Raw genomic sequence first — 25,590 nt, 5'->3', positions numbered from 1 at the left:
CCCCGGGCCCCGGCCGCCAGGGCCGCCCCGCGCGGGAGGAGGGGACGGGCCGTCCCGGTCCCGACGACTCGCCGCGCCGCCGTCCCGCGCCGCCGGATCCCTTCGAGCTGCCGCGCTTCGACGCCCCCCGGGGCAGGGACCAGCGCAACCCCGCCGACGAGGGACGGCGACGCCCCCGCCCCGACGGCGAGCGCGCCCGGCCGGAGGGCGAGCGCGCCCGTCGCGAGGGCCTTCGGCCGGAGGGCGAGCGAGTCCGGCGCGAACGCGAAGGGGAGCGCGTGCGCCCGCGCGGCGCGGCCCTGCGCCGCGACCCCGGCGGCCGGTTCCCGCCCGGGGGCGGGCGCAAGCCGCCGCCCCCGAGGCCGCCCCAGCCCCCCAAGCCCCCCCTCGTGCTGCGCCTGGGCAACCCCCGCAGGCGCATCAAGATCGGCCTCATCGGCATGACGTTCGTGCTGTCGATCTTCGCCGGCCGCCTGATCCAGATGCAGGGCCTGGACTCCAAGGTCTACGAGGCCGCCGCCGCCGACCAGCGCGTGCGCACCGAGGAGATCCCCGCCAAGCGCGGCGCCGTCACCGACGTCAACGGCCACCCCCTGGCCCTCACCGTCGAGGCGCGCGAGATCGCCGTCGACCCCTCCAAGGTGCCCGCGGACAAGCGCGCCCAGGTCGCCGCCACCCTCGCCAAGGAGCTGGGCAAGCCCGAGCAGGAGATCGCCGCCAAGCTCGCCCGCACCGACAGCCGCTACCAGCTCATCGCCAAGGACGTCGACCCCCTCGTGGCCGACCGCGTCCTGAAGGCCAAACCGCCCCTGCCCGCCGTCACCACCAAGAAGCAGTACAAGCGCGTCTACCCGGCCGGCGACCTGGCCGGCTCGGTGATCGGCTTCGTCGGCGACGACGGCGTCGGGCTGACCGGCATCGAGCAGGCCAAGAACGCCCTGCTGGCCGGGCGCGACGGCGAGCAGCGGGTGGAGATCGGCCGCGACGGGGAGCGCATCCCCATGACGCGCAGCCAGCGCAAGGCCCCCGCCGACGGCCGCGACGTGCGGCTGACCATCGACCGCGACATCCAGTGGGCCGCGCAGAAGGCCGTCGCCGAGCAGGTCGCCGCCACCGGCGCCGACAGCGGCACGGTCATCGTGATGGACGTCGAGACCGCCCAGATCATCGCCATGGCCAACAGCCCCGAGCTGGACCTGAACAACTGGCGCAAGGCGCCCGAGGAGCAGTACGTCAACCGCGCCGCCGCCGAGGTGTTCGAGCCCGGCAGCACCAACAAGGTCATCACCGCCGCCGCGGCGATCGAGGCCGGCGTGGTGCGCCCCGACACCGTCTTCAGCGTGCCGTACCGGATCAGGTGCGCCGACCGGATGCTCAGCGACGCCCACCCGCACCCCACCGAGAAGATGACCTTCCAGGAGGCGATGGAGCAGTCCAGCAACACCGCCACCGTCCAGGCCGCCAAGAAGGTCGGCAGCCAGCGGCTGCACGCGATGCTCAGGGCCTTCGGCTTCGGCGCCCGGCCGGGCGGCGGCGTGCCGGGCGCCGAGGCGGGCCTGCTGCCCGACTACCGCCAGTGGTCCGGCAGCCAGAGCTGCACGGTCGCCTACGGGCAGGGCGTGTCGGTGACCGCGCTGCAGATGGCCAGCGTCTACCAGACGATCGCCAACGGCGGCGTGCGCGTCGAGCCGCAGATCGTCGCGGGAGCCACCGACGGGACCGGCAGGTTCGTCCCCGCCGCCCCCGGCAGGCAGACCCGCGTGATCAGCGAGAGCACCGCCAAGGCCATCACCGCCATGCTCGAGGGCGCGGTGAGCGCGGAGGGCACCGGCCAGGCCGCCGCCATCCCCGGATACCGGGTGGCGGGCAAGACGGGCACCGCGAACCGCTACGATCCCCAGTTGGGGCGCTACCACGGTTACACGGCCTCCTTCGTCGGATTCAGCCCCGCCGACGCCCCCCGGCTGGTCGTGCTGGCCGTGCTGCAGAATCCCAAACAGGGCCATTTCGGGGGGCAGATCGCCGCCCCGGTGTTCAAGGACGTGATGACGTTCGCGATCAAGAGCAAGAAGATCCCGCCGAGCGGCGCGACACGCGCCGCAGGGTGACAGGGGAAGGTACGCTCTCGCCGTGCTCTCCCCGAACGATCCCCACGTCGCCGGGCCCGCGGCCCGCCCAACGGCCGCGAGCCAGGCGACCATGCGCCCCGTGAGCAGCGCGCCCCGCCCGCTCAGCGGGCTGGCGACCATGCTCGACGCGGGCACGACCAGGTCCCCGCACGCCGCGCTCACCGGCGTCAGCATCGACTCCCGCCAGGTCCAGCGCGGCGACCTGTACGTCGCCCTCCCCGGCGCCACCACCCACGGCGCCCTGTACTGCGACGAGGCGATGGCGCGGGGAGCCGTCGCCATCCTCACCGACCCCACAGGCCACGACGCCGCCGCGCGGACGGGGCTGCCCGTGCTGGTCGTCCCCGACCCGCGCGCCGTCCTCGGCCAGGTCGCCTCCTGGGTGTACGGCCGGCCGTCCCACGACATCGCCGTCATCGGCGTGACCGGCACGAGCGGGAAGAGCACCTCGACGTTCATGCTGGAGGCCGGCCTGCGGGCCGCCGGCCACGTCACCGGCCTCATCGGCGGCGTGGAGATCCACGTGGCCGACCTCGTCCTCGCGCCCCGGCTCACCACGCCGGAGGCCTCCGAGCTGCACGGCCTGTTCGCCCTCATGCGCGAGCGCGGCGTGACCGCGGCGGCCATGGAGGTCTCCAGCCACGCCCTGGCCCTGGGCCGGGTCGACGGCCTGTTCTACGACGTGGCCCTGTTCACCAACCTGTCGCAGGACCACCTCGACTTCCACCGCGACATGGAGGATTACTTCGCCGCCAAAGCCAAGCTCTTCCAGCCGGAGTTCAGCCGGGTCGGGGTGACCAACGTCGACGACCGCTACGGGCGCGAGCTGCTGGAGGTCGCCAAGATCCCGATGACCACGGTGTCGGCGCAGGGCGACCCCGCCGCCGACTGGCGGGTCGCCGACCTGCGGCTGGGCGCCGACGGCAGCGCCTTCCGCGTGCTCGGCCCGGGCGGCGTCGAGGCCGACGTCCAGCTGTCCCTGCCGGGCCCCTTCAACGTGGCCAACGCCCTGGGCGCCGTCGTGGCCCTCGTCGAGGCGGGCGTGCCGCTGCAGACGGCCGTCCACGGCGTCGGCGGCCTGACCGGCGTCCCCGGCCGCATGGAGAGGGTGACCTCGCCCTCCGACGAGTTCCAGGCGATCGTCGACTACTCCCACAAGCCCGGCGCCGTGGAGTCGGTCCTCACCGCCCTGCGCCAGGTGACCGCCGGCCGGCTCATCGTCGTGCTCGGCTGCGGCGGCGACCGCGACGCCGGCAAGCGGCCGCTGATGGGCGAGGCGGCGGCGCGGCTGGCCGACGTGGCCATCTTCACCAGCGACAACCCCCGCTCGGAGGACCCCCTGGCCATCCTGGTCGCCATGATGGACGGAGCGTTGCGAGTGCCGCGCGAGGAGCGGGCCCACGTCGTCGTGGAGCCCGACCGCAGGGCGGCCATCGGCCTGGCGATCGCCGGAGCCGGGCGCGGCGACGTCGTCGTCGTGGCGGGCAAGGGCCACGAACAGGGTCAGTACGTCTCCGGCGAGGTGATCCCGTTCGACGATCGGCAGGTCGTCGCCGAAGCGATAGAAAGCAGGAAGGTCCCATGATCCCGATGCCTCTGGCGAGGATCGCCGAGATCACCTCCGGCGCCCTGTCAGGAACGGCGGACCCCCGCGCCGTCGTGCGCGGCCCCGTCGTGACCGACTCGCGAGCCGTGGAACCGGGATCCCTCTTCGTGGCCATCAGGGGCGCCCGCGTCGACGGGCACGACTTCGCCGCGCAGGCCGTCCAGTCCGGCGCGGTGGCCGTGATGGGCACCCGGCCGGTCGACGCCCCCTCGGTGATCGTGCCCGACCCGGTGGCGGCCCTGGCCGACCTGGCCAGGGCCGTGTGCGCCGCGCTGCCGTCGGCCCTCGTCGTCGGCGTCACCGGCTCGGCGGGCAAGACCACCACCAAGGACCTCATCGCCCGGCTGACCGAGCTGATCGGCCCCACCGTCGCCCCCGTCGGCAGCTACAACAACGAGATCGGCCATCCCCTGACCGTGCTGCGCGCCGACGCCGACACCCGCTACCTCGTGCTGGAGCTCGCCGCCCGCCACGCCGGCCACATCGCCGACCTGGCTCGCATCGCGCCGCCGAAGATCGGCGTGGTGCTCAACGTCGGCACCGCGCACCTGGGCGTCTTCGGCGGCAAGGAGGCCATCGCCAAGGCCAAGGGCGAGCTGGTGGAGGCGCTGCCCGCCGACGGCGTGGCCGTGCTCAACGCCGACGACCCGCTGGTGCGCCAGATGGCCGAGCGCACCCAGGCGCGGGTCACCTTCTTCGGGCGCGGCGAGACCGCCGTCGTGCGGGCCGAGGGCGTCGTGCTCGACCAGCGCGGCCGTGCCGCGTTCACGCTGGTGACCCCCTCCGGCGACGCGCCCGTGACCCTGCGGCTGTACGGCGAGCACGCGGTGTCCAACGCGCTGGCCGCCGCCGCGGTCGCCTGGGAGCTGGGCCTGCCCGTCGCCACCATCGCCCGCGAGCTGTCGGCCGCCGAGCCGCGCAGCCGCTGGCGCATGGAGGTCACCGAGCGGCCCGACGGCGTGACCGTCCTCAACGACGCCTACAACGCCAACCCCGACTCCATGCGCGCCGCCTTCCACACCTTCGGCGTGCTGGCCAAGGACCGCCGCCGCTTCGCCGTCATCGCCGCCCTGCGCGAGCTGGGCGAGGACGGCGACCGGCTCAACGAGGAGCTGGGCCACCTGGCCGGCTCCTCGGGCCTGGCCGGGCTGGTGGTCGCGGGCCCCGACGCCCAGCCGGTGCTCGAGGGCGCCCGCGCCGCCGGCGGCGCGCCCGCCGTACCGGACCAACCCGTGGCGCTGCCGGACTACACATCCAGGACTGAGATCGTGCACGTCGCCGACGCCGAGCAGGCGGCCGCCCAGCTCGCCGCCTGGCTGCGGCCCGGCGACGCCGTCCTCATCAAGGGCCCGCGCGCCATGGGCCTGGAACGCACCGCCGAACTTCTCCTCGAGCCGGCCCGCCACCACGGGGGTGCCGGCCAGTGACCAACATCATCATCGCGGGAGCCGTCGGCCTGATCCTGTCGATGCTCGGCACGCCCCTGGCCATCCGGCTGTTCACCCGCAGATCCATCGGCCAGCAGGTCCGCGAGGACGGCGTCCAGTCGCACCTGGGCAAGAAGGGCACGCCGACGATGGGCGGCACGGTCTTCGTGATCGCTGCCCTGCTCGCCTACGGCGCCTCCCACCTGGCGACGCTGGAGCCGCCGACCATCTCCGGCGGCCTGGTGCTGTTCCTGATGACGGGCCTGGGCGCGGTCGGCTTCCTCGACGACTTCATCAAGATCTACAAGCAGCGCAGCCTCGGCCTGCGCAGCGGCGCCAAGGCCCTCGGCCAGCTCATCGTCGGCGCGGTGTTCGCCGTGCTGGTGGTCGGCCAGCCCAACGCCTACGGCATCACCCCGGCCGAGCCCAGGCTGTCGTTCCTGCGCGACTTCGGCCCGTCGATCGGCATCGTCGGCTTCACCATCTGGGTGCTGATCATGATTGTCGGGTTCTCCAACGCCGTGAACCTGACCGACGGGCTGGACGGGCTGGCCAGCGGCGCGGCCGGCGTCGTGCTCGGCGCGTACGTGCTGATCGGCAACTGGCAGCTGCGCAACAACTGCATCGACCAGCTCGGCCCCAACTGCTACTGGGTGCGCGACCCGCTCGACCTGGCGGTGGTCGCCGCGGCGGTCCTGGGCGCGCTGGTGGGCTTCCTGTGGTGGAACGCCCCGCCCGCCAAGATCTTCATGGGCGACACGGGCTCGCTCGCGCTGGGCGGCGTCCTGGCCGGCCTGGCCATCGCCACCCGCACCCAGCTCCTGCTGATCATCCTCGCCGGGCTGTGCGTCATCATCACGATGTCGGTGATCATCCAGGTCGGGTTCTTCAAGATGACCGGCAGACGGGTCTTCCGCATGGCGCCGCTGCAGCACCACTTCGAGCTCAAGGGCTGGGCGGAGACGACGATCGTGGTCCGCTTCTGGCTGATCGCCGGGCTGTGCGCGGCGGTCGGGCTCGGCCTGTTCTACGTGGAATGGATGCCCAAGGCATGACAGGGGTCGTCTGCGTCGCGGGGCTGGGCGTGTCGGGCACGGCGGCGGCGCGGGTGCTGGCCGAGCGCGGCGAGCGGGTCGTGGTCGTGGAGGCCGCCGAGGGCGAGCGCCAGCGGGCCGCCGCCGAGGAGCTGGCCCGGCACGGCGTCGAGGTGCGCTTCGGGACGGCCGAGCTGCCCGAGGGCACCGTGCGCCTGGTCACCACCGGCTGGGCGCCGCACCACCCGCTGATCTCGGCGGCGCTGGCCGCGGGCGTGGAGGTGGTCGGCGAGGTGGAGCTGGCCTGGCGGCTGCGCGGCCCGCAGCCGGCGCCGTGGCTGGCGCTGACCGGCACCAACGGCAAGACCACGGTCGTGCGCATGCTCACCTCGATGCTGCTGGCCGCCGGGCGCAAGGCGGCCGCCGTGGGCAACGTCGGCGTCCCGGTCGTCGAGGCCGTCGCCGAGCCGTACGACGTGCTGGCCGTGGAGCTGTCGAGCTTCCAGCTGCACTGGTCGAGCACGCTGGCGCCGCACGCCGCCGCGATCCTCAACATCGCCCCCGACCACCTGGACTGGCACGGCTCCATGGAGGCGTACGCCGCCGCCAAGGCCAAGATCTACGAGCGGGCGGGCGTCGTCGTCTACAACGCCGACGACCCGCGGACCGTCCAGGCGGCCTCGCCGTACCTCGATGACGACGCGGCGGGCGGGCCCCGGGTCGCCGGGTTCACGCTCGGCGTCCCCAGGCCCGGGCAGCTCGGCGTGGTGGAGGACCTCCTGGTCGACCGCGCCTTCGTCGAGGACCCCCTGCGGCGGGCCGAAGAGCTCGCCACGCTGGCCGACGTGCGCCCCCTCGCCCCGCACAACGTCGCCAACGCCCTGGCCGCCGCCGCCCTGGCCCGCTCCCTCGGGGTGCCCCCGCACGCCGTACGGCAGGGCCTGCTGGACTTCCGCCCCGACCCCCACCGGATGGCCCACGTCGACCGCGTGGGCGGGGTGGACTACGTCGACGACTCCAAGGCCACCAACCCCCACGCCGCCGCCGCCGCGCTGGCCGCCTACCCGTCGATCGTGTGGGTCGCCGGCGGCCAGCTGAAGGGCGCGGACGTGGAGGACCTGGTCCGGCAGGCCGCGCCGAGGCTGCGCGGCGCCGTGCTCATCGGCGCCGACCGGGCCAGGATCGCCGAGGCGCTGGCGCGACACGCGCCGAATGTCCCGGTGGTGGACATCGCCGAGCGGGACACTGGGGTGATGGACCGTGTCGTCACCGAAGCCGCCAGGCTCGCCTCCCCGGGGGACACCGTGCTGCTGGCCCCCGCGGGGGCCTCGCTCGACATGTTCGAGAACTATCCGGCGCGGGGGGAGGCCTTCGCGCGAGCCGTACGGACCCTGAAGCGGCAGGCCTCGTGACGGCCGCGACCGAGCGGCCCGCCAAGGGGCCCACCCGGGCCGAGGAGCGGTTCGGCACGCTCAGGGAGTTGCTGGACAAGCCCCTGACGAGCTACTACCTGATCCTGGGGTGCAGCGCCCTGCTGCTCGCGCTCGGCCTGATGATGGTGCTGTCCGCCTCCAGCATCGAGGCGTTGCAGAAGACCGGCAGCCCGTTCTCCTGGTTCATCAAGCAGTCGCTGTCGGCGACGCTGGGCGTGCCACTGATGTGGGTGTGCTCGCGCCTGCCGCAGAAGTTCTTCCGGTGGGCGGGCTATCCGCTGATGGCGGTGTCGATCCTGGCGCTGGTCCTGGTGGTGTTCATCGGCTCGGCCGAGCAGGGCGCCCAGCGGTGGATCTACATCGGCGACCTGACCGTCCAGCCGTCGGAGCCCGCCAAGCTGGCCCTGGCCCTGTGGGGCGCCGACCTGCTGGCGCGCCGCGCCCGGATGGGCCGCATCGAGTGGCGGCAGCTGCTGCTGCCGCTCATGCCCGGCGTGGCCGTCCTGGCCGTGCTGGTCATGCTGGGGCGCGACCTGGGCACCACGCTGGTGCTGTTCATGATCTTCCTGGCGCTGCTGTGGGTGGTGGGCGCGCCTCTCATACTGTTCGGCGGCATTCTGGCGCTGGCCGCGATCGCCGCCGTCACGATGATCATCCTCGAGCCCTACCGCGTGGACCGCATCGCCTCCTTCCTGGATCCGTGGGGCGATCCCCAGGACGGCGGCTTCCAGGCGGTGCAGGGGCAGATCGCGATGGGCTCGGGCGGCTGGTTCGGCCTGGGCCTGGGGGCGAGCCGCCAGAAGTGGAAGTGGCTGCCGCACGGCGAGAGCGACTTCATCTTCTCCATCCTCGGCGAGGAGCTCGGCCTGATGGGCACGCTCGTCGTGGTGGCGCTGTTCGGCCTGCTCGGCTACGCGGGGCTGCGCGTGGCCTACCGCGCCAACGACGCCTTCGTCCGGCTGGCCTCCTGCGCCGTCGTCGCCTGGATCGCCGGCCAGGCCATCGTCAACATGGGCGCGGTGATCGGCGTGCTGCCCATCACCGGCATCCCGTTGCCGCTGGTCTCCTACGGCGGATCCGCCCTGTTGCCGACTATGGCCGCGCTTGGGATGTTGTTGTCGTTCGCCAGACGAGAGCCCGGCGCGCGCGAGGCCCTGGCCGCTCGTGGCCCCGGACCGGTCCAGCGGGCTCTAAGCTGGCTTGGCCTGGGAGGCAGACGAGGAGGGGCCTGACATGAGGGTGGTGCTCGCGGGTGGCGGGACGGCCGGCCACATCGAGCCCGCGCTCGCCCTCGCCGACGCCCTGCGCAGGCTGGACCCCGCGACGGAGGTCACCTGCCTGGGCACCGAGCGGGGCCTGGAGACCAGACTGATCCCCGCCAGGGGGTATGACCTGCAGCTCATCCCGGCCGTGCCGCTGCCGCGCACGCTGACGCCCGCGCTGCTGACGATGCCGGGGCGGCTGACCGGAGCGGTCAACGCCGCCGCGGCGGTCATGGACAAGGCGCGGGCGCAGGTGCTGGTCGGCTTCGGCGGCTATGTGGCGGCGCCCGCCTACCTCGCGGCCCGGCGGCGCGGCATCCCCATCGTCGTGCACGAGGCCAACCCGCGCCCCGGGCTGGCCAACCGGCTGGGCGCCAGGTTCGCCGACCACGTCTACACCGGGCATCCCGACTGCACGCTGGCCAAGGCCGAGTACATCGGCACGCCGCTGCGCCGCGAGATCGCCACGCTCGACCGCTTCTCGGCCGGCGACAGGGCGCGCTCGTGGTTCGGCCTGCAGACCGACCGGCCCACGCTGCTGGTCTTCGGCGGCTCCCAGGGGGCCAGGTCGCTCAACGAGGCCGCGCTGGCGGCGGCGCCCCGGCTGCGCGCCGCGGGGGTGCAGGTGCTGCACCTGGTCGGGCCCAAGAACGCCGTCGAGGAGGAGCCGCCCCCGGGCGATCCGCAGTACGTGGTGCTGCCCTACATCGACCGCATGGAGTTCGCCTACGCCGCCGCCGACCTGGCCCTGTGCCGCGCCGGGGCGCTGACCTGCGCCGAGCTGACCGCCGTGGGGCTGCCGGCGGCGTACGTGCCGCTGCCGCACGGCAACGGCGAGCAGCGGGTCAACGCCGAGACGATCGCCCGCGGCGGCGGCGGCCTCGTCGTCGACGACGCGGACCTGTCACCCGATTGGATCATCGAGAACGTGCTGCCCATCCTGAACGACCCCGAGAGGGTCGCCGCCATGTCGGAGGCCGCCGCGGCCATGGGGCGCAAGGACGCCGACGCCGTGCTCGCCAGGAAGGTGCTGTCGCTATGAGTCTGGTCAAGCCGGTGGACCCGGTCTCGGCCGAGCAGCTCGGCCGGGTCCACTTCATCGGCATCGGCGGCGCGGGCATGTCCGGGATCGCGCGCATCCTGCTCAAGCGGGGCGTGAAGGTCTCCGGCAGCGACGCGCGCAGCTCCGACCTGGTGACCGAGCTGCGCGAGCTGGGCGCGACCGTCCACATCGGCCACGCCGCCTCCCACATCAGGAACGTCGACACCGTCGTCGTCTCCACCGCCATCCGCGACTCCAACCCCGAGCTGGGGGAGGCGCTGCGGCAGGGGCTGCGGGTCATCCCCCGGGCCGCCGCGCTGGCCTCGGTGATGGCCGGCAAGACCGCGGTGGCCGTCGCCGGCACCCACGGCAAGACGACGACCACCTCGATGCTCACCGTGACGCTGCAGAAGTGCGGCGCCGACCCCTCCTACTGCGTCGGCGGCCAGCTCGTCACCACCGGCCTGGGCGCCGACGAGGGCTCCGGCGGGGTGTTCGTGGCCGAGGCCGACGAGAGCGACGGCTCCTTCCTCATGCTGGCGCCCGACGTCGCCGTGGTCACCAACGTGGAGGCCGACCACCTCGACAACTACGGCGACCCGCAGGCCGTCCACGCCGGCTTCGCCCGCTTCGCCGAGCGCGTGAGCCGCCTGCTGGTGCTGTGCGCCGACGACCCGGGCGCCAGGGCGCTGGCCGCCCGCTCGCCGGTGCCCGTGGTGACGTACGGCACGGCCGAGGACGCCGACTACCGCGTGCTGGACGTCCGCCCCGAGGGCTTCGGGGTGGTCTTCACCGTCCAGGGGCGCGGCCGGGTACGGCTGGCCGTCCCCGGCGCCCACAACGCGCTCAACGCCACGGCGGCGCTGGCCGTGGCCGAGTCCCTCGGCCTGCCCTTCGAGGACGTCAGGGCGGGTCTGGCGGCCTTCACGGGCGCCAAGCGGCGCTTCGAGGCCAAGGGCGAGGCCGGCGGGGTGGCGGTGTTCGACAGCTACGCGCACCACCCGACCGAGCTGGCCGCCGACCTGCGCGCCGCGCGGGACGTGGTGGCCTCCTACTCGGGCTCTGGCCGCGTCCTCGCCGTCTTCCAGCCGCACCTGTACTCGCGCACGCGCTTCTTCGCCGCCGAGTTCGGCGCGGCGCTGGGCCTGGCCGACCACGCGGTCGTGCTCGACGTGTACGGCGCGCGGGAGGATCCCGAGCCCGGTGTGTCGGGCGCGATGGTGGCCTCGCGGGTCCCGCACGAGCGGGTGACCTACGCGCCCGACAAGCGCAAGGTGCCCGCGCTCGTGGCCTCGCTGGCCCGGCCGGGGGACATCGTGCTCACGATGGGCGCGGGCGACGTGACGGAGCTCGGGCCGCTCATCGTCAGGGAGCTCGGCGGGCAGGCGTAGGGCCCGGCGGCGCGGGAGCCGTACCCGGGGCCGGACCGGATCCGGCCGCGGGCGCGGTAGCGTGATCACGGACAGCGCGTAGGTGACGAGGGGGACTGCGTGAAGGCGCGGAGGGCGTTCATCGTCCTGCTGACCGCGGGAGTGGTCGGCACGGCCGCCTGGCTCGTGTTCCTGTCGCCCGTCCTCGGCGTAAGATCCGTACATATCGTGGGAAATATCACAATCCCCTCAGAAGAGATCAAAAAGCGGGCCGGGGTGGCGGAGCTGGAGCCTCTGGCGACCGTGGACCTGGCGGCCGTGGAGAGCCGCCTGCTGGAGATCCGGAAGATCGCCACCGCCAGGGTGGGCCGGTCCTGGCCCGGTACCCTGACCATCGAGGTGGTCGAGCGGGAGCCGGTCGCGGTGGTTCCGGTGAACGGCAAGGCCGCGCTGATCGACAAGGATGGAGTGGTGACGGAGATCAAGGACGTCGCCCCGCCCAGCCTGCCGGTCCTCAGGCTCGACCGGCCAGGTCCAGGCGATCCGGCGACCAAGGCGGCGCTGCAGGTGGCGGGCAGCCTGCCGGCCGGCCTGTCGCGCCGGGTCGAGCAGATACGTGCGACCTCGGCGGACGGGGTCTCGCTCACCCTCACGGACGGGCGCGTGGTCGTCTGGGGCGCCGCCGACCGGGCCGAGCAGAAGTCCAGGGTCCTGGAGGAGCTCCTGACGCGCGAGGGAAGCGTCTACGACGTGAGTTCGCCCGACGTGGTCACGGTGAAATAGGACAGCCGCGACACGCCGGACCGGTTGGGGCGGGGTTAGTTGACCCGCCCGGAGCGAAACTCCTACTGTCCGTATCGACCCTCAGGTTGACATAAGTGTGAATCTCAACTTGAGGTTGAGAGTTTGAAGCGCGGGCTGGCCCCGCACCCATAATGGCAAGTCAACGAGCGGAAAGGCCCCTCGTCGTGGCAGCACCGCAGAACTACCTCGCGGTCATCAAGGTCGTCGGCATCGGCGGCGGCGGAGTCAACGCCGTCAACCGGATGATCGAGGAGGGACTCAAGGGCGTCGAGTTCATCGCCATCAACACCGACGCCCAGGCGCTGCTGATGAGTGACGCCGATGTCAAGCTGGACGTGGGCCGGGAGCTGACCCGCGGCCTGGGCGCCGGGGCCAACCCCGAGGTTGGCCGCAAGGCGGCCGAGGACCACCGTGAGGAGATCGAGGAGGTCCTCAAGGGGGCCGACATGGTCTTCGTCACGGCGGGCGAGGGCGGCGGCACCGGCACGGGCGGCGCGCCCGTCGTGGCCAACATCGCGCGTTCGCTGGGCGCGCTGACCATAGGCGTGGTGACCAGGCCCTTCAGCTTCGAGGGCCGGCGCAGGGCGATGCAGGCCGAGGCCGGCATCGAGACCCTGCGCGACGAGGTCGACACGCTCATCGTGATCCCCAACGACAGGCTGCTGTCGATCTCCGACCGGCAGGTCAGCGTGCTGGACGCCTTCAAGGCCGCCGACCAGGTGCTGCTGTCCGGTGTCCAGGGCATCACCGACCTGATCACCACACCGGGTCTGATCAACCTCGACTTCGCCGACGTCAAGTCCGTCATGTCCGGCGCGGGCTCGGCCCTCATGGGCATCGGCCACGCGCGCGGCGACGACCGGTCGGTGGCCGCCGCCGAGATGGCCGTCTCCAGCCCGCTGCTGGAGGCCTCGATCGACGGCGCCCACGGCGTGCTGCTGTCCATCGCGGGCGGCTCGGACCTCGGCCTGTTCGAGATCAACGAGGCGGCCCAGCTGGTGTCCAACGCGGCGGCGCCGGACGCGAACATCATCTTCGGCACGGTCATCGACGACGCCCTCGGCGACGAGGTGCGCGTCACGGTCATCGCGGCCGGCTTCGACGAGCTCAAGCCCGCGCCCAAGGACCCGCCGCGTCCCCAGGCCCGCGCGGCCGCCCCGCCGTCGTCCCGGCCGACCGTCAAGGCCGAACCGCCCCGCCCGGAGCCGCGCGCCGACACGGGCCGGGGCGACCTTCGCGCCGAGCCGCCGCGGGCGGACTTCCGGTCCGAGCCGCGGGCCGACTTCCGGTCCGAGCCCCCGCGCGGCGGCTTCCGCGCCGAGTCCGGGCGGGCCGAGGCGGCTCGCCCGGAACCGCGCGGCGACTACCGGTCCGAGCCCGCGGCCGGCGAGCCGCGCCTGGAGCCGGTCCGGCCCGTGGACAGCACGCCGGCCCCGGCTCCTGCGCCCTCGCCCGCCCCGGCGCCCGTGACGCCCATCCCGGCGCCCGAGCCGGTGCAGGGGGAGGCGGAGGCCGCTCCGGGGCCCATCTCGATCCCGAAGCCGACCCCCGAGCCGGCGACGCCTCCCACGCCGATCACCTCCCGCATGCCCGACCAGGGCAAGCGCCGGCCGGTCGTGTTCGAGGACCAGGAAGAGGAACTGGACGTCCCGGACTTCCTCAAGTAGGGCCGGGGTCCTTGGGGGTGCCGAGCCTCACCGGCGCCCCTTGCCGCCGCCCCGGACGCGAGCGCCCAACGGGGCGGTGAACCTGCGGTGCGGCGGTTACGCCCTTCCGAGGGCGAACGCCGTAGGGGTGAGGCCCTGGAGACGTGAAGGGCTTCGCCGTCCAGGACGCACGCCGCATGAGGGACCTGGAGTGTGACAGCCCCGCCGTTCCAGGCGTGGACGCCGCAGGAGACGGGAAACCGGGCCAGGGCGTACCTGTCCTGCGGGACGTCGGTCTCGAGGGTGGGATGGTCGCCCGCCCGATCATGGATGCGCGTGTCTTGTGGGGCGCCGGCCTGGAAGCGCGGGGTGGGTCGCGGGCCTGGAGCCCAGCCGCCGGGCGACCGTGGTCCAGCGCGCCGGACGGTGTGTCCGGGTGAGCCCGGCCATGGGAACGGCGCATGCGGGGCATCGCCCGCCGGCGACGGTACGGCAGGCGTGAAGGGCCTCCCATGGGGGAGTGCGGCATCCGGGGATGGGTGCGCCTGCCGTACCGTATGGCCCGACACCCGGATGGCGATACGGCGAGGAGGCGACGTGAGCCGGGAGCAGGAGATCGCGGCGGGGCTGGCCGAGGTCGAGGCCCGCATCGCGCGGGCGTGCCGTGCGGCGGGGCGCGAGCGCGGCGAGGTGACCCTGGTCGCCGTCACCAAGACCTACCCCTCCTCCGACATCCGGATCCTGGCCCGGCTCGGCGTGCGCGACATCGGCGAGAACCGCGACCAGGAGGCCTCCGTCAAGGCGCGAGAGTGCGCCGACCTGCCGCTGACCTGGCACTTCGTCGGCCAGCTGCAGACCAACAAGGTCCGCTCCGTCGCGGGCTACGCCCACCTGGTCCACTCGGTCGACCGGTCCCGCCTGGTACAGGCGCTGAGCCGGGCCGCCGAGCGCGCGGGGCGCGAGGTCGGCTGCCTGGTGCAGGTGGCGCTGGACGACGATCCGGCCAGGGGCGGCGCGAGGCCGGTCGACGTGCCCCGGCTGGCCGACGAGATCGCCGGGAGCCCGGGGCTGCGGCTGGCCGGCGTGATGGCCGTCGCGCCGCTGGGGGAGGAGCCGGGCAAGGCGTTCGCCCGCCTGGCCGAGCTGGCGCGCGCCGTCCAGGCGAGCCACCCGGGCGCGACGATCGTCTCGGCGGGCATGAGCGGCGATCTGGACGAGGCCATCGCCCACGGCGCGACACATGTGCGAGTCGGTACGGCGTTGCTCGGTCCTCGCAAGCTCTTCGTCAGGTAATGTCCCTTCAAGTGGGCCTTGAGGCCTGCTCAAGCGGTGGGCTCCAAGGGGGGTACGGGTATGGGACGGCCGGCAGAGCCGGACACCGCGTGGACCCGGCGTGGGCCACGGGGTGCGAGGCCGCGCGGACCGGCCCGTGGACACCGCCTCGGGACCAACGGCAGGAGGGCGATGTAGCGATGGCCGGCGCGATGCGCAAAATGGCGATCTACCTCGGTCTCGTGGAGGACGACCGCTACGAGAGGTACGAGACCTACGACTATGCCTACGAGGACGAACCGCCTCGCACGGGCGAGGATCGGGCGGTGGCGAGCCAGGAACGCGAGGATGACTCCGATTCCGGCGTCCCCGCTCCCAGGCCGGCGACGACGGTCCTGGAGCGGCGTACGACGGACCTGGCCCGCATCACCACCCTCCATCCACGCACCTACAACGAGGCGCGGACGATCGGCGAGCACTTTCGCGAAGGCACGCCGGTCATCATGAACCTCACCGAGATGGTTGACAGTGATGCCAAACGGCTCGTTGATTTCGCGGCAGGTCTGGTCTTTGGCCTACATGGCACGATTGAACGTGTTACCAACAAGGTGTTCCTGTTGTCCCCAGCCAATGTCGAGGTGACCGCCGAGGACAAGGCACGAATCGCGGAACGCGGATTCTTCAACCAGAGTTAGAGTCTGGGGTATGTCATCAACCCCCGGCCAGAGGGGGCGGTACGGAAGAGGAGGCGCGACCAGACCGTGGGCGTAATCAGTCAGATCTTGGTCGTCGTCCTGTCGCTCTATCTCGTGCTGCTCATCGGCAGAATGATCTTCGAGACGGTGCAGGCGTTCGCCCGGTCGTGGCGTCCGTCGGGGGTCGTGCTGGTCCTCGCCGAGGCCACGTACACCGCCACCGACCCGCCGCTGAAGTTCCTTCGCCGTTTCATTCCGCCCCTCCGGTTGGGTACGGTGGCCTTTGACCTAAGCTTCACGGTGTTGTTCATCGTGGTCCTGATCCTGATCCAGCTGGTCCAGCTGGTGGGGCCCTGAGCAACGGGTGAGGCCCCCGGTCGAGATCCGACACGTGTCCGCGCTGAAGTGATCCGGGTCATGCTCCCTCCGGAACAGACTCAACCGAGCGCGCCAAGGAGACCAGAAAATGCCGCTGACGCCCGCTGATGTGCGGAACAAGCAGTTCAGTACCACCCGGCTCCGGCCGGGCTACGACGAGGAGGAGGTGGACGCCTTCCTCGACGAGGTCGAGGCTGAGCTGGACCGCCTGATCCAGGAGAACGAAGAGCTCCGCGCGAAGCTGGCCGAGTGCCTGCGCGGCAAGGTGCCCGGAGGCATGCAGATGCCGATGGCCTCCGCCCCGGTGCAGCAGGAGCAGCCCATGATGCCCCCGCCGCCGCCCCAGCCGGAGGCGCCGCGGCCCGAGCCGCAGCAGCCGCAGCCCGTCCCCGTGGCCATGGGCATGCCGCCCGCCGAGGACAACATGGACACCGCGGCCCGCGTGCTGGCCCTGGCGCAGCAGACGGCCGACCAGGCCATCGCCGACGCGCGCCGTGAGGCGGACGAGACCGTCACCCGCGCCCGCCGCGAGGCCGACGACATCCTCACCAAGGCCCGCCGCCAGGCCGAGCAGGTCATCGGCGACGCCCGCGCCCGCGCCGAGACGCTCGAGCGCGACGCCCAGGAGCGTCACCGCCAGGCCATGGGCTCGCTCGTCCAGACCCGCGACGAGCTCGAGCGCAAGGTCGAGGAGCTGCGCAGCTTCGAACGCGAGTACCGCAGCCGCCTGAAGCTCTACCTGGAGCAGCAGCTCGCCGAGCTGAACGCCGCCGGCCACGAGGGACCCGGCTTCGCGCCCGTGTCCAACGCCCCCGGCGCGCCCGCCATGTCGCATGCCGTACCGCAGGGCGGGCAGGCCCTGCCCGGAGGCGGCCCGGCTGCGTTCGGCGGCGAGGCCCCGCAGCACCAGGGCGCCTTTCCCGGCGGTGACGGCGGGCACAACGACCGCAGGTAAGGTAACGGGTCGCTGACCCGTTCACTCCAAGAGAGTCCCCCCTGTGATCCTCATCAGTGCTGGATTGGTGCTCGCGGCCATCGTGTTGCTGATCGCGGGCTTCGTCCTGAACCTGCCCCACGTGATCATGTGGTCGATCGTGACCTGCGTGCTTTCCGCGCTCTTCCTCGTGATCGGGGCGTTTCTGCGGCGTCACGAGCTGTTCCCCAGCGGGCGGGATGCTGGGGAGCCGGCGAAGGAGGCCGTTCCTCCGTCGGCGCCGGCGCCGGTGCCGCCCGTTCGGACCCAGGCCAGCCCGATGGGAGCGCCGCCGGTCATCGCGCCGCGCGCGCTGCAGCAGACGGCGACTGTGCCCGCCCCGGCCCCCCCTCGCCGACCCCCGGCGGGCGGGATCGCCCCGGACGCGATCGTCCTGGTGATCCCCGGGCGCAAGCGCTACCACGTAGCGGGATGCCGTCAGCTGATCGGACGGGACCACGAGGAGCTGACCTACGAGGAGGCGCGGGAGGAGGGCTTCACGCCCTGCACCGCGTGCCTACCCGACGCCGCGCTCGGCGGACGGCAGCTACCCCCTGTCGCCGACCCAGAGCCGGCCGAGTCCTCCACGCCGACCCGTGAGCTGCGCACGCCGCGGCCGCAGGCCTCCACCCCCCAAGAGACCCCCCAAGAGGAGGACCGGGCCGTCGGATGGTTCGCCCCGGCCGCGCGCAAGGACCCGTACGCGGCCGAGCGCTCAACGGAGAGCGCCGCGTCGCCGCGGGGCGAGGAGCGCGACGAGGCGGAGACCTCCGGCAAGCCGGAAAGCGCTGAGACGTCCCGGGCGGAAGCCGCCGAGGGCGGTGCCAAGCCCGTCGCACAGGCCCCCGCAGAGTCCCCCACGAAGTCCGCTGCGAAGTCCTCCGAGAAGTCCTCCGAGAAGTCCCCCGAGGGGCCCGCCGAGGAGTCCGCCGCCGCCACGGCGGTGTGGCCCAAGGTCGCCGTCCCCGCGAGCGCGGAACCCGGAAGCGCGGAACCCGGAAGCGCGCAGCCCCCCAAGGACGAGGCCTCCGAGGAGCAGGCCCGAGGCGAGGAAGACGGCGAGGACGCCGCGCAGGACGCTTCGAAGGCCAGCACGTCCAAGGCCGGCACGCGCGCGCCGGAATCCGGCGCCACGGCCCCGAAGGACCCCGAAGCCGGCGCGTCCCGGAGCGTCCGGGAGGAAGCCGACGCGCCCGCCGAAGCCCCCGAGGAAGCCTCGGATGAGCAAGACTCCGGCGAATCACGCGACACCGTGAAGGTCATCGTCGGCACCCGCCGCTACCACACCGGCTCCTGCCCCCTCGTCAGGGGCGCGGGCGAGTCCGGCGTGGAGACCATGACCGTCGACGAGGCCGAGGCCGCCGGGCTGACCGGCTGCTCGGTGTGCCGCGACGCCGACGGCTGATCCGTGCGTCCCTCCCCGCGGTCCCTCTCCGCGACTTCTCCGCAAACGGAAAGCGGGCCGGTGAGGACACCGACCCGCCCCCGTCGCGGTACGGCTAGGCGCGCCGCAGCTGGAAGGTGAGCCCGAGGTCGGCGTCGGTGTGCGAGGTGACCCCTTCGACGGTTCCCTCGGTCACCGAGGCGGCCAGCACCTCCTCCGCCACCGACGACGCGCCCGACCGCAGCGCCTTCGCCACGTCGTCCGACGACGCCGACCACCACAGGTCGATCCTGTCGGTGATGGACAGCCCCGTGGTCTTGCGGGCCTCCTGCACCAGGCGGATGACCTCGCGCAGCAGGCCGGCCCGGCGCAGCTCGTCGGTGATCGTCAGGTCCAGCGCCACGGTCTCCCCGGTGCCCGTGTCGACCGCGCCCGTCTCGACCGCCCAGCCCGCCTTCGGCTGCTCGGTGACGACGACGTCGTCGGCCCCCAGCGTCACCGGCCCCAGCTCGGCCACCTCGAGCGTCACCGGCGAGCCCGCGCGCAGCGTCCCGGCCACCTGCGCCGGGTCGGCGGCGGAGATCGCGGCGGCCACCAGCTTGGTCTGGGAGCCGAACCGCTTGCCCAGCGAGCGGAAGTTGGGCTTGACCGTGAAGGACACCAGGTCGGCGTCGAAGCCGGACAGGTCGGCCAGAACCTGCACGTTCAGCTCGTCGGCGATGAGTGCGCGCAGCTCGTCCGGCAGCGCGGCCCAGCCCGGGGCGCCGACCAGGGCGCGGGCCAGCGGCTGGCGGGTCTTGACGCCGGAGGCGGCGCGGGCCGAGCGGCCCAGCTCCACCAGGCGCCGCACCAGGGCCATCTGCTCCGACAGCGCCGGGTTCAGCAGCCCCTCGTCGGCCGTGGGCCAGGAGGCCAGGTGGACCGAGGACGGAGCGTCGGCGCCGCGCAGCACGTCCCACACGTAGTCGGTGACGAACGGCGTGATGGGCGCCATCATCCGCGTCACCGTCTCCAGGCACTCGTACAGCGTGGCCAGCGCCTCCGGCGAGCCCTGCCAGAAGCGGCGGCGCGAGCGGCGCACGTACCAGTTGGACAGGTCGTCCAGGAACTCGGTGAGCAGGCGGCCCGCCCGCGTGGTGTCGTAGGCGTCGAGCGCCCCGGTCACCTCCTTCACGGTCCGGTGCAGCTCGGCCAGCGCCCACCGGTCGATCAGCGGCCGCTGCGCCGGAGCGGGGGCGTCGGCCAGCATGGACGGCGACCACGACTCTGCGTTGGCGTAGAGCGTGAAGAACGAGGCGGTGTTCCAGTAGGTCAGCAGGACCTTGCGGACGATCTCCTCCAGCGCGGCGTGGCCCACGCGGCGGGCGTGCCAGGGCGAGCCGGAGCAGGCCATGAACCAGCGCAGCGCGTCGGCGCCGTGCTGGTCCATCAGCGGGATCGGCTCCAGCACGTTGCCCAGGTGCTTGCTCATCTTGCGGCCGTCCTCGGCCAGGATCAGGCCCTGGCAGAGCACGTTCTCGTAGGAGGACTGACCGAAGACCAGCGTGCCGACGGCCATGAGCGAGTAGAACCATCCGCGCGTCTGGTCGATGCCCTCGCAGATGAACTGCGCGGGGTAGAGGTTCTCCGGCTTGCCCCGCGCCCCCCACTGGGCGAACGGCATGGCGCCGGAGTCGTACCAGGCGTCGATGACGTCGGGCACGCGCCGCGCGTCGGCGCCGCAGTCGGGGCAGGGGAAGGTCACCTCGTCCACGAACGGCCGGTGCGGGTCCAGCCCCGACAGGTCCTCACCCGCGAGGGTGCCCAGCTCGGCCAGCGAGCCCACGCAGGTGACGTGCGACTCGTCCGCCGAGCACACCCACAGCGGCAGCGGCGTGCCCCAGTAGCGCGAGCGCGACAGCGACCAGTCGACGTTGTTGCGCAGCCACTCGCCGAACCGGCCCCACTTGACGCTCTCGGGGTACCAGTTGGTCTTCTCGTTCTCCGCGAGCATGACGTCCTTGATCGCGGTGGTGCGGATGTACCAGGCGGGCAGCGCGTAGTACAGCAGCGGCGTGTGGCAGCGCCAGCAGTGCGGGTAGGCGTGCTCGAAGTGCCCGCCGCGAAGCAGCAGGCCGCGGGCGCGCAGGTCCTCGGTCAGCGCCTCGTCGGCGTCCTTGAAGAACTTGCCGCCGACCATCGGCACGTCGTCGAGGAAGCGCCCGTCGGGCCCGATCGGGTTGACGACCGGCATGCCGTACGCCTTGCACACGGCCATGTCGTCGGCGCCGAAGGCCGGGGCCTGGTGGACCAGGCCGGTGCCGTCCTCGACGGTGACGTAGTCGCCCAGCACGACGTAGTGCGCGCCCGGACTGTTCCCATCGTTCCCCTCGCTGGGCTCGGGGAAGGCGACCAGGTCGAAGGGCCGGGAGTACGGCGTGCGCTCCAGCTCGCGGCCGGAGAAGCGGGCGACCTCGGTGACGTCCTCGCCGAGCACCTGCGTCAGCAGCGGCTCGGCCACCACGAGCACCTCGCCGTCGGCCGTGCGCGCCGCGACATAGGTGACCTCGGGGTGGACGGCCACCGCCGTGTTGGACACCAGCGTCCACGGCGTGGTGGTCCAGATCAGCAGCGAGGCGTCCAGCTCGGCCAGCGGGCCGGCGGTGACGGGCATGCGGACGTAGACCGACGGGCTGGTGATGTCCTCGTACCCGCCGGGCTGGCCCAGCTCGTGGTCCGACAGGCCGGTGCCGCAGCGCGGGCAGTACGGCGTGATGCGGAAGTCGCGGAACAGCAGGCCCTTGTCCCAGATGACCTTCAGCGACCACCAGACGGACTCGACGTAGGAGGCGTCCATGGTCTTGTAGGCCTGCGACAGGTCGATCCACTGCCCGAGGCGGTGGGTGAGCTGCTCGAAGGCGTCGACGTGGCGCATGACCGACTCGCGGCAGCGGGCGTTGAACTCGGCGATGCCGTACGTCTCGATGTCCTTCTTGCCGGACAGGCCGAGCTCCTTCTCCACGGCCACCTCGACGGGCAGGCCGTGGCAGTCCCAGCCGGGCTTGCGCGGCACGTTGTAGCCCCGCATGGTCTTGTAGCGGGGGAACAGGTCCTTGAAGACCCTGGCCTCGGTGTGGTGGACGCCGGGGATGCCGTTGGCCGTGGGCGGGCCGTCGTAGAACACCCAGGTCGGGTTGCCCTCGTTCTGCTCGATCGACCGCTCGAAGATCTTGCCGTCCCGCCATCGCTCCAAGACCTCACGTTCGAGCGCGGGCAGGTCGACCTGCGCGGGGAGAGAGCGGAAATAGTGGGACATCTCGGGTGGGACCTCCAAGCGATGCCGAGAGACGGGCATGAACGCGCGTGAAGGGACGAAGCCAGGCGGCTCCGCGGTACCACCCTCCTTGGCCTCCCGCGGGGGGAGACCCTCTTCATTTGGTCTGCTGCCGGTTCTACTGAGCTGGGCGAGCCGTTCTTCCGGCGGCTCCGGGGTGATACCCCTGGGCGCGGTCGCGCCGATCAGGGCCCCATCAACGCCTTGCAGGTTCACACCATAACGCAGAGCGAGGCGCAAGGCTTCCCGGAATTGGGGCATGTGGGACAGCCGAGCCGCAAGTCGCGACAAAAAGCTGGGAATGGAAGTGCCACCGGAGGAGTTGAAGCGGCAGCGCGGGATAGTACGGGTGACGTAATCCGTCCGGCGGGTCGTTTGCCAGGCCGTTATCGGCCGCCTAAGCTTCCCGCACCGTTGAGGACCTTGATCAGCATGGAGGAGCCATGACGGCAGTCACGCAGACCACCACCGCCCAGTCGATGTGGTCACCGGAGGAGCTGGCTGAGGTCCGGGCCGCGCTCGAGCAGGAGATAGCCGAGCTCAACCGCGACATCATGCGCCACGAGGCCGAGATAGCCTCGGGCGACGTCATCAGGGGCGCGGGAGACGACCAGGCCGACGCCGGCGCCAAGACCTATGAGCGAGAGCGCGAGATCGCCCTTACCCTGAATGCACGCGACCTGGTCGCTCAGAACGAACGCGCGATCGCCAGGATCGACGCGGGGACCTATGGAGTGTGCGAATCGTGCCACAAGCCGATCGGCAAGGAACGCCTGCAGGCGTTCCCAAGGGCGACGCTGTGCGTGAAGTGCAAGCAGAAGGAGGAGCGCCGCTAGGGGGCGGGGCCAGGCGCCGCCTGGTCGTCTTGCTGGCGGTGCTGGCGGTCGTGGTCTACGCCGCCGATCTGGCCACCAAGACGATGGCGCTGCGCGCCCTGCCCCCCGCGGGCGCGCCCGTCGAGGTGATCCCGGGCGTGCTGCGGTTCCGGCTGGTGTTCAATCCCGGTGCGGCCTTCAGCATCGGCACCGGCATGACGATCGTCTTCACCCTGATCGCCGCGGTCGTGGTGGTGGCCATCATCCGTACGGCGCGCAAGCTGCGCAGCCTGCCCTGGGCGATCACGCTGGGGCTGCTGCTGGGCGGCGCGCTGGGCAACCTCACCGACCGGCTCTTCCGCCACCCCGGCGGTCTGCAGGGCCACGTGGTGGACTTCATCGAGGTGCTGCCGGGCAACTTCCCGGTCATCGACTACTTCCCGGTCTTCAACATCGCCGACTCGGCCATCGTCTGCGGCGGCGTGCTGGCGGTCTTCCTGGCCTGGCGCGGCTACCAGATCGACGGCCACCGGGAGGGCAAGCCGTGAGTGACTTCAGGAGCCTCCCGGTGCCCGACGGGCTGGAGGGCGAGCGGCTCGACGCCGCCCTGTCGCGGCTGTTCGGGCTGTCGCGCACCCGCGCCGCCGAGCTGATCGCGGCAGGCGACGTGCTGGTCGACGGCAAGGAGGCGGCCAAGTCGGAGCGGGTGCGCGCGGGCGCCTGGCTGGAGGTGACGCTGCCGCCGCCGGTCACCACGCCCATGCCGGTGGCCGAGCCGGTGCCCGGCATGACGATCCTGTACGAGGACGACGACATCGTCGTGGTCGACAAGCCCATCGGGGTGGCCGCCCACCCGACCGTGGGCTGGACCGGGCCCACCGTGCTCGGCGGGCTGATGGGGGCCGGCCACCGGATCGCCACCAGCGGCGCCGCCGAGCGCCAGGGGATCGTCCACCGGCTGGACGCCAACACCACCGGCGTCATGGTCGTGGCCAAGAGCGAGGTGGCCTACTCGCGGCTCAAGCGGGCCTTCAAGGAGCGCACGGTCGACAAGCGCTACCACGCGCTGGTCCAGGGGCATCCCGACCCCCTGCGCGGCACGGTCGACGCGCCCATCGACCGGCATCCCGCCGGTGACGGCCGCTGGGCCGTGGTCGCGGGAGGCAAGCCGTCGATCACCCACTACGACACCGTCGAGGCCTTCCGCGCCGCCTCGCTGCTGGACATCAAGCTCGAGACCGGCCGCACCCACCAGATCCGCGTGCACATGGCGGCGCTGCGCCACCCGTGCGTCGGCGACCTCCTCTACGGAGCCGACCCCACGCTGGCCGCGCGCCTGGGCCTGACCCGGCAGTGGCTGCACGCGGTGTCGCTGGGCCTGGAGCACCCCACGACCGGCGAGTGGATGTCCTTCAGCGCCGGCTACCCCGACGACCTGCGCAAGGCGCTGGAGACCGTCCGCGCCGAGTCCTGAGCGTCCCCACGCGGCAGGAGGTCCCGGTCAGCGGCGGCCGTCCCCACCTGGCAGGGGCGCCCTCGGCGGCCGGAGCGTGAGCGGGGCCGCGCGGCTGCTCAGCCGCGGTCCTTCTTGCCGCCCTTCTTCCCCTTGATCTCCTTGCCCTGCTTGCCGCCCTGGCCGTCCTCCGCTCTGTCCGCGCCGTCCCCGTCGCCTCCGTCCTCGCCCTGCGCGCCCGACGGCTCGACCTGGCCGGGGGTCGACGCGGGGGAGGACTGCCTGCCGGTGGCCGAGCGGCTGGGCTGGGGGCTGCCGGAGGGCTGCTTGGTCCCGGCCTGCTTCGACGCCTTCGGCGTCGGGGTGGGCACCGGGGCGATGGCCGAGGGCGCGGAGCCGGTCGGCGTGGCGCCCGAGGGGGTCGCCTGCCGTACCGGACCGGTGCCGGGGGGCGCGACGGAGCTGACGATCGTGGGCATCGGCGGCGGCTGGTCGGCCGTCAGCTCCTTGGTCAGCCACGCCGTCCCCGCCGCCACCAGCGCCACGAGGACCATCGCCCCCACGGCGGCCGACACCAGGCGGCCGTGGGCGGGCGCGAGCCGCGTGGAGGAGGTGGGCGAGGCCAGGGCCGCCCCGCGTCCGGTGCCGCCGGCCTCGGGCGAGGGATGCGGCGCGGGCACGTCCAGCCCTGTCGCGGCCAGGACCGGCCCCGCCGCCGGCACGGCGACGGGAGCCGTCGACTCCGGCGGCAGCCCCGCGGCGATGGCCATGAGCCGCGACTCGGCCTCGTCCAGCGTCATCCGCTCGTCGGGATGCTTTTGCAGCAACCCGGTGATGACGGGCGCCAGCGGTCCGGCGCGGCTCATCGGCGCGGGTTCGGCGTGGATCACGGCGGCCAGCGTGGCCAGCACGTTGTCCCGCTGAAAGGGCTGACGGCCCTCGACGGCCACGTAGAGCGTGACGCCCAGCGACCACATGTCGGAGGCCGGGGTGGCCGGCGCGCCCAGCGCCCGCTCCGGCGCGATGAAGGCCGGGGTGCCGACCAGGACGCCGGTCCTGGTCACGGTGACCTCGTCGTCGGTCGTGGCGATGCCGAAGTCGGTGAGCACGGCCCGGCCGTCCTCGGCGAGCAGGACGTTGTCCGGCTTGACGTCCCGGTGCAGCACGCCCGCCGCGTGCGCCGCGCGCAGCGCCTCCAGCAACTGCACGCCGATCTCCGCGACCCGCACCGGCGGCAGCGGTACGGCGGAGCTGAGCGAGCGCGCCGGGACGAACTGCATGACGATCCAGGGACGCCCGTCCTCCTGCAGGACGTCGTAGACGGCCGCCACGCCCGGATGGGCGACGCGCCCGGCCGCTCGGGCCTCGCGCAACGTGCGCGCGGTGAAGGCGTCCACGTCGCCGTCGGCCAGATCCGGAGGCGGCAGGATCTCCTTCACGGCGACGTCCCTGTCCAGGACCTCGTCGTGGGCCTGCCAGACCTTTCCCATTCCGCCGCGGCCGATGGGCCGAACCAGACGATAACGTCCGCCAACGATCCCCGCAGAATCGGAC

Annotated in this window: 20 protein-coding genes; 18 read left to right on the top strand and 2 right to left on the bottom strand. The window is 72.8% G+C overall.

What is annotated here, in order from left to right:
- Positions 1–389: 389 nt before the first annotated feature.
- The 15 genes from BSB02_RS03470 to BSB02_RS03400 all read left to right on the top strand — a co-directional run bounded on the left by BSB02_RS03470 (position 390) and on the right by BSB02_RS03400 (position 18,476).
- Positions 390–2,108, top strand: a complete 1,719-nt coding sequence (locus BSB02_RS03470) for a peptidoglycan D,D-transpeptidase FtsI family protein (protein ID WP_476756177.1) — start codon at positions 390–392, stop codon at positions 2,106–2,108.
- Positions 2,109–2,199: 91 nt separating this feature from the next.
- A complete protein-coding gene (locus BSB02_RS03465; RefSeq protein ID WP_084956657.1) occupies positions 2,200–3,714 on the top strand; it encodes a UDP-N-acetylmuramoyl-L-alanyl-D-glutamate--2,6-diaminopimelate ligase in 1,515 nt (504 codons plus the stop codon).
- Positions 3,711–5,162, top strand: coding sequence for a UDP-N-acetylmuramoyl-tripeptide--D-alanyl-D-alanine ligase (locus tag BSB02_RS03460; RefSeq protein WP_084956656.1), 1,452 nt, complete (start codon positions 3,711–3,713; stop codon positions 5,160–5,162). Before BSB02_RS03465 ends, BSB02_RS03460 begins: the two co-directional genes overlap by 4 nt.
- Positions 5,159–6,217: a phospho-N-acetylmuramoyl-pentapeptide-transferase gene (mraY, locus tag BSB02_RS03455; RefSeq protein WP_084956654.1), complete on the top strand. Its 1,059-nt coding sequence runs from the start codon at positions 5,159–5,161 to the stop codon at positions 6,215–6,217. The genes BSB02_RS03460 and mraY overlap by 4 nt, the downstream gene beginning before the upstream one ends.
- Positions 6,214–7,608 carry a UDP-N-acetylmuramoyl-L-alanine--D-glutamate ligase gene (gene murD, locus BSB02_RS03450; protein ID WP_084956652.1) on the top strand — a complete coding sequence of 465 codons (1,395 nt, stop codon included), beginning with the start codon at positions 6,214–6,216 and terminating at the stop codon, positions 7,606–7,608. The genes mraY and murD overlap by 4 nt, the downstream gene beginning before the upstream one ends.
- Positions 7,605–8,861 (top strand): putative lipid II flippase FtsW, encoded by a 1,257-nt coding sequence (gene ftsW / locus BSB02_RS03445; protein ID WP_084956650.1) that lies wholly within the window; start codon positions 7,605–7,607, stop codon positions 8,859–8,861. The genes murD and ftsW overlap by 4 nt, the downstream gene beginning before the upstream one ends.
- Position 8,862: 1 nt before the next feature.
- Complete coding sequence (gene murG, locus BSB02_RS03440) at positions 8,863–9,933, top strand: undecaprenyldiphospho-muramoylpentapeptide beta-N-acetylglucosaminyltransferase (RefSeq protein WP_084956648.1); 1,071 nt, start codon at positions 8,863–8,865, stop codon at positions 9,931–9,933.
- Positions 9,930–11,324 carry a UDP-N-acetylmuramate--L-alanine ligase gene (gene murC / locus BSB02_RS03435; RefSeq protein ID WP_084956647.1) on the top strand — a complete coding sequence of 465 codons (1,395 nt, stop codon included), beginning with the start codon at positions 9,930–9,932 and terminating at the stop codon, positions 11,322–11,324. Before murG ends, murC begins: the two co-directional genes overlap by 4 nt.
- 99 nt (positions 11,325–11,423) lie before the next feature.
- The gene (locus tag BSB02_RS03430) at positions 11,424–12,086 is read left to right on the top strand and encodes a cell division protein FtsQ/DivIB (protein ID WP_084956644.1); all 663 of its coding nucleotides are present in this window, start codon (positions 11,424–11,426) and stop codon (positions 12,084–12,086) included.
- Positions 12,087–12,271: 185 nt separating this feature from the next.
- A complete protein-coding gene (gene ftsZ / locus BSB02_RS03425; RefSeq protein WP_084956642.1) occupies positions 12,272–13,774 on the top strand; it encodes a cell division protein FtsZ in 1,503 nt (500 codons plus the stop codon).
- 552 nt (positions 13,775–14,326) lie between these two features.
- A complete protein-coding gene (locus BSB02_RS03420; protein WP_084956640.1) occupies positions 14,327–15,046 on the top strand; it encodes a YggS family pyridoxal phosphate-dependent enzyme in 720 nt (239 codons plus the stop codon).
- A gap of 179 nt (positions 15,047–15,225) precedes the next feature.
- Positions 15,226–15,720 (top strand): cell division protein SepF, encoded by a 495-nt coding sequence (locus BSB02_RS03415; RefSeq protein ID WP_084956638.1) that lies wholly within the window; start codon positions 15,226–15,228, stop codon positions 15,718–15,720.
- An 87-nt stretch (positions 15,721–15,807) separates the two neighbouring features.
- Positions 15,808–16,077 carry a YggT family protein gene (locus BSB02_RS03410; protein WP_420855824.1) on the top strand — a complete coding sequence of 90 codons (270 nt, stop codon included), beginning with the start codon at positions 15,808–15,810 and terminating at the stop codon, positions 16,075–16,077.
- A 109-nt stretch (positions 16,078–16,186) separates the two neighbouring features.
- Complete coding sequence (locus tag BSB02_RS03405) at positions 16,187–17,053, top strand: DivIVA domain-containing protein (RefSeq protein WP_084956634.1); 867 nt, start codon at positions 16,187–16,189, stop codon at positions 17,051–17,053.
- Positions 17,054–17,096: 43 nt separating this feature from the next.
- A complete protein-coding gene (locus tag BSB02_RS03400) occupies positions 17,097–18,476 on the top strand; it encodes a hypothetical protein (RefSeq protein ID WP_143590193.1) in 1,380 nt (459 codons plus the stop codon).
- 94 nt (positions 18,477–18,570) lie between these two features.
- Here the strand turns inward: BSB02_RS03400 and ileS are convergent, their stop codons facing one another.
- A complete protein-coding gene (gene ileS / locus BSB02_RS03395) occupies positions 18,571–21,750 on the bottom strand; it encodes an isoleucine--tRNA ligase (RefSeq protein WP_084956630.1) in 3,180 nt (1,059 codons plus the stop codon).
- A gap of 461 nt (positions 21,751–22,211) precedes the next feature.
- Between ileS and BSB02_RS03390 the strand changes: the two genes are divergently transcribed.
- The 3 genes from BSB02_RS03390 to BSB02_RS03380 are packed head-to-tail and all read left to right on the top strand — an operon-like array spanning position 22,212 to position 24,057.
- Positions 22,212–22,604, top strand: a complete 393-nt coding sequence (locus BSB02_RS03390; RefSeq protein ID WP_084956628.1) for a TraR/DksA family transcriptional regulator — start codon at positions 22,212–22,214, stop codon at positions 22,602–22,604.
- The gene (lspA, locus tag BSB02_RS03385; RefSeq protein WP_420855823.1) at positions 22,568–23,131 is read left to right on the top strand and encodes a signal peptidase II; all 564 of its coding nucleotides are present in this window, start codon (positions 22,568–22,570) and stop codon (positions 23,129–23,131) included. The genes BSB02_RS03390 and lspA overlap by 37 nt, the downstream gene beginning before the upstream one ends.
- Positions 23,128–24,057 (top strand): RluA family pseudouridine synthase, encoded by a 930-nt coding sequence (locus tag BSB02_RS03380; RefSeq protein WP_084956624.1) that lies wholly within the window; start codon positions 23,128–23,130, stop codon positions 24,055–24,057. The genes lspA and BSB02_RS03380 overlap by 4 nt, the downstream gene beginning before the upstream one ends.
- Positions 24,058–24,155: 98 nt before the next feature.
- Here the strand turns inward: BSB02_RS03380 and BSB02_RS41935 are convergent, their stop codons facing one another.
- Positions 24,156–25,526: a serine/threonine-protein kinase gene (locus BSB02_RS41935; protein WP_158088545.1), complete on the bottom strand. Its 1,371-nt coding sequence runs from the start codon at positions 25,524–25,526 to the stop codon at positions 24,156–24,158.
- Positions 25,527–25,590 lie beyond the last annotated feature (64 nt).

Source organism: Thermoactinospora rubra (assembly GCF_002093975.1).
Classification (GTDB): domain Bacteria; phylum Actinomycetota; class Actinomycetes; order Streptosporangiales; family Streptosporangiaceae; genus Nonomuraea; species Nonomuraea rubra_A.
The sequence above is the reverse complement of the archived record's forward strand: the minus strand, read 5'-3'. Positions and strand labels throughout refer to the sequence as shown.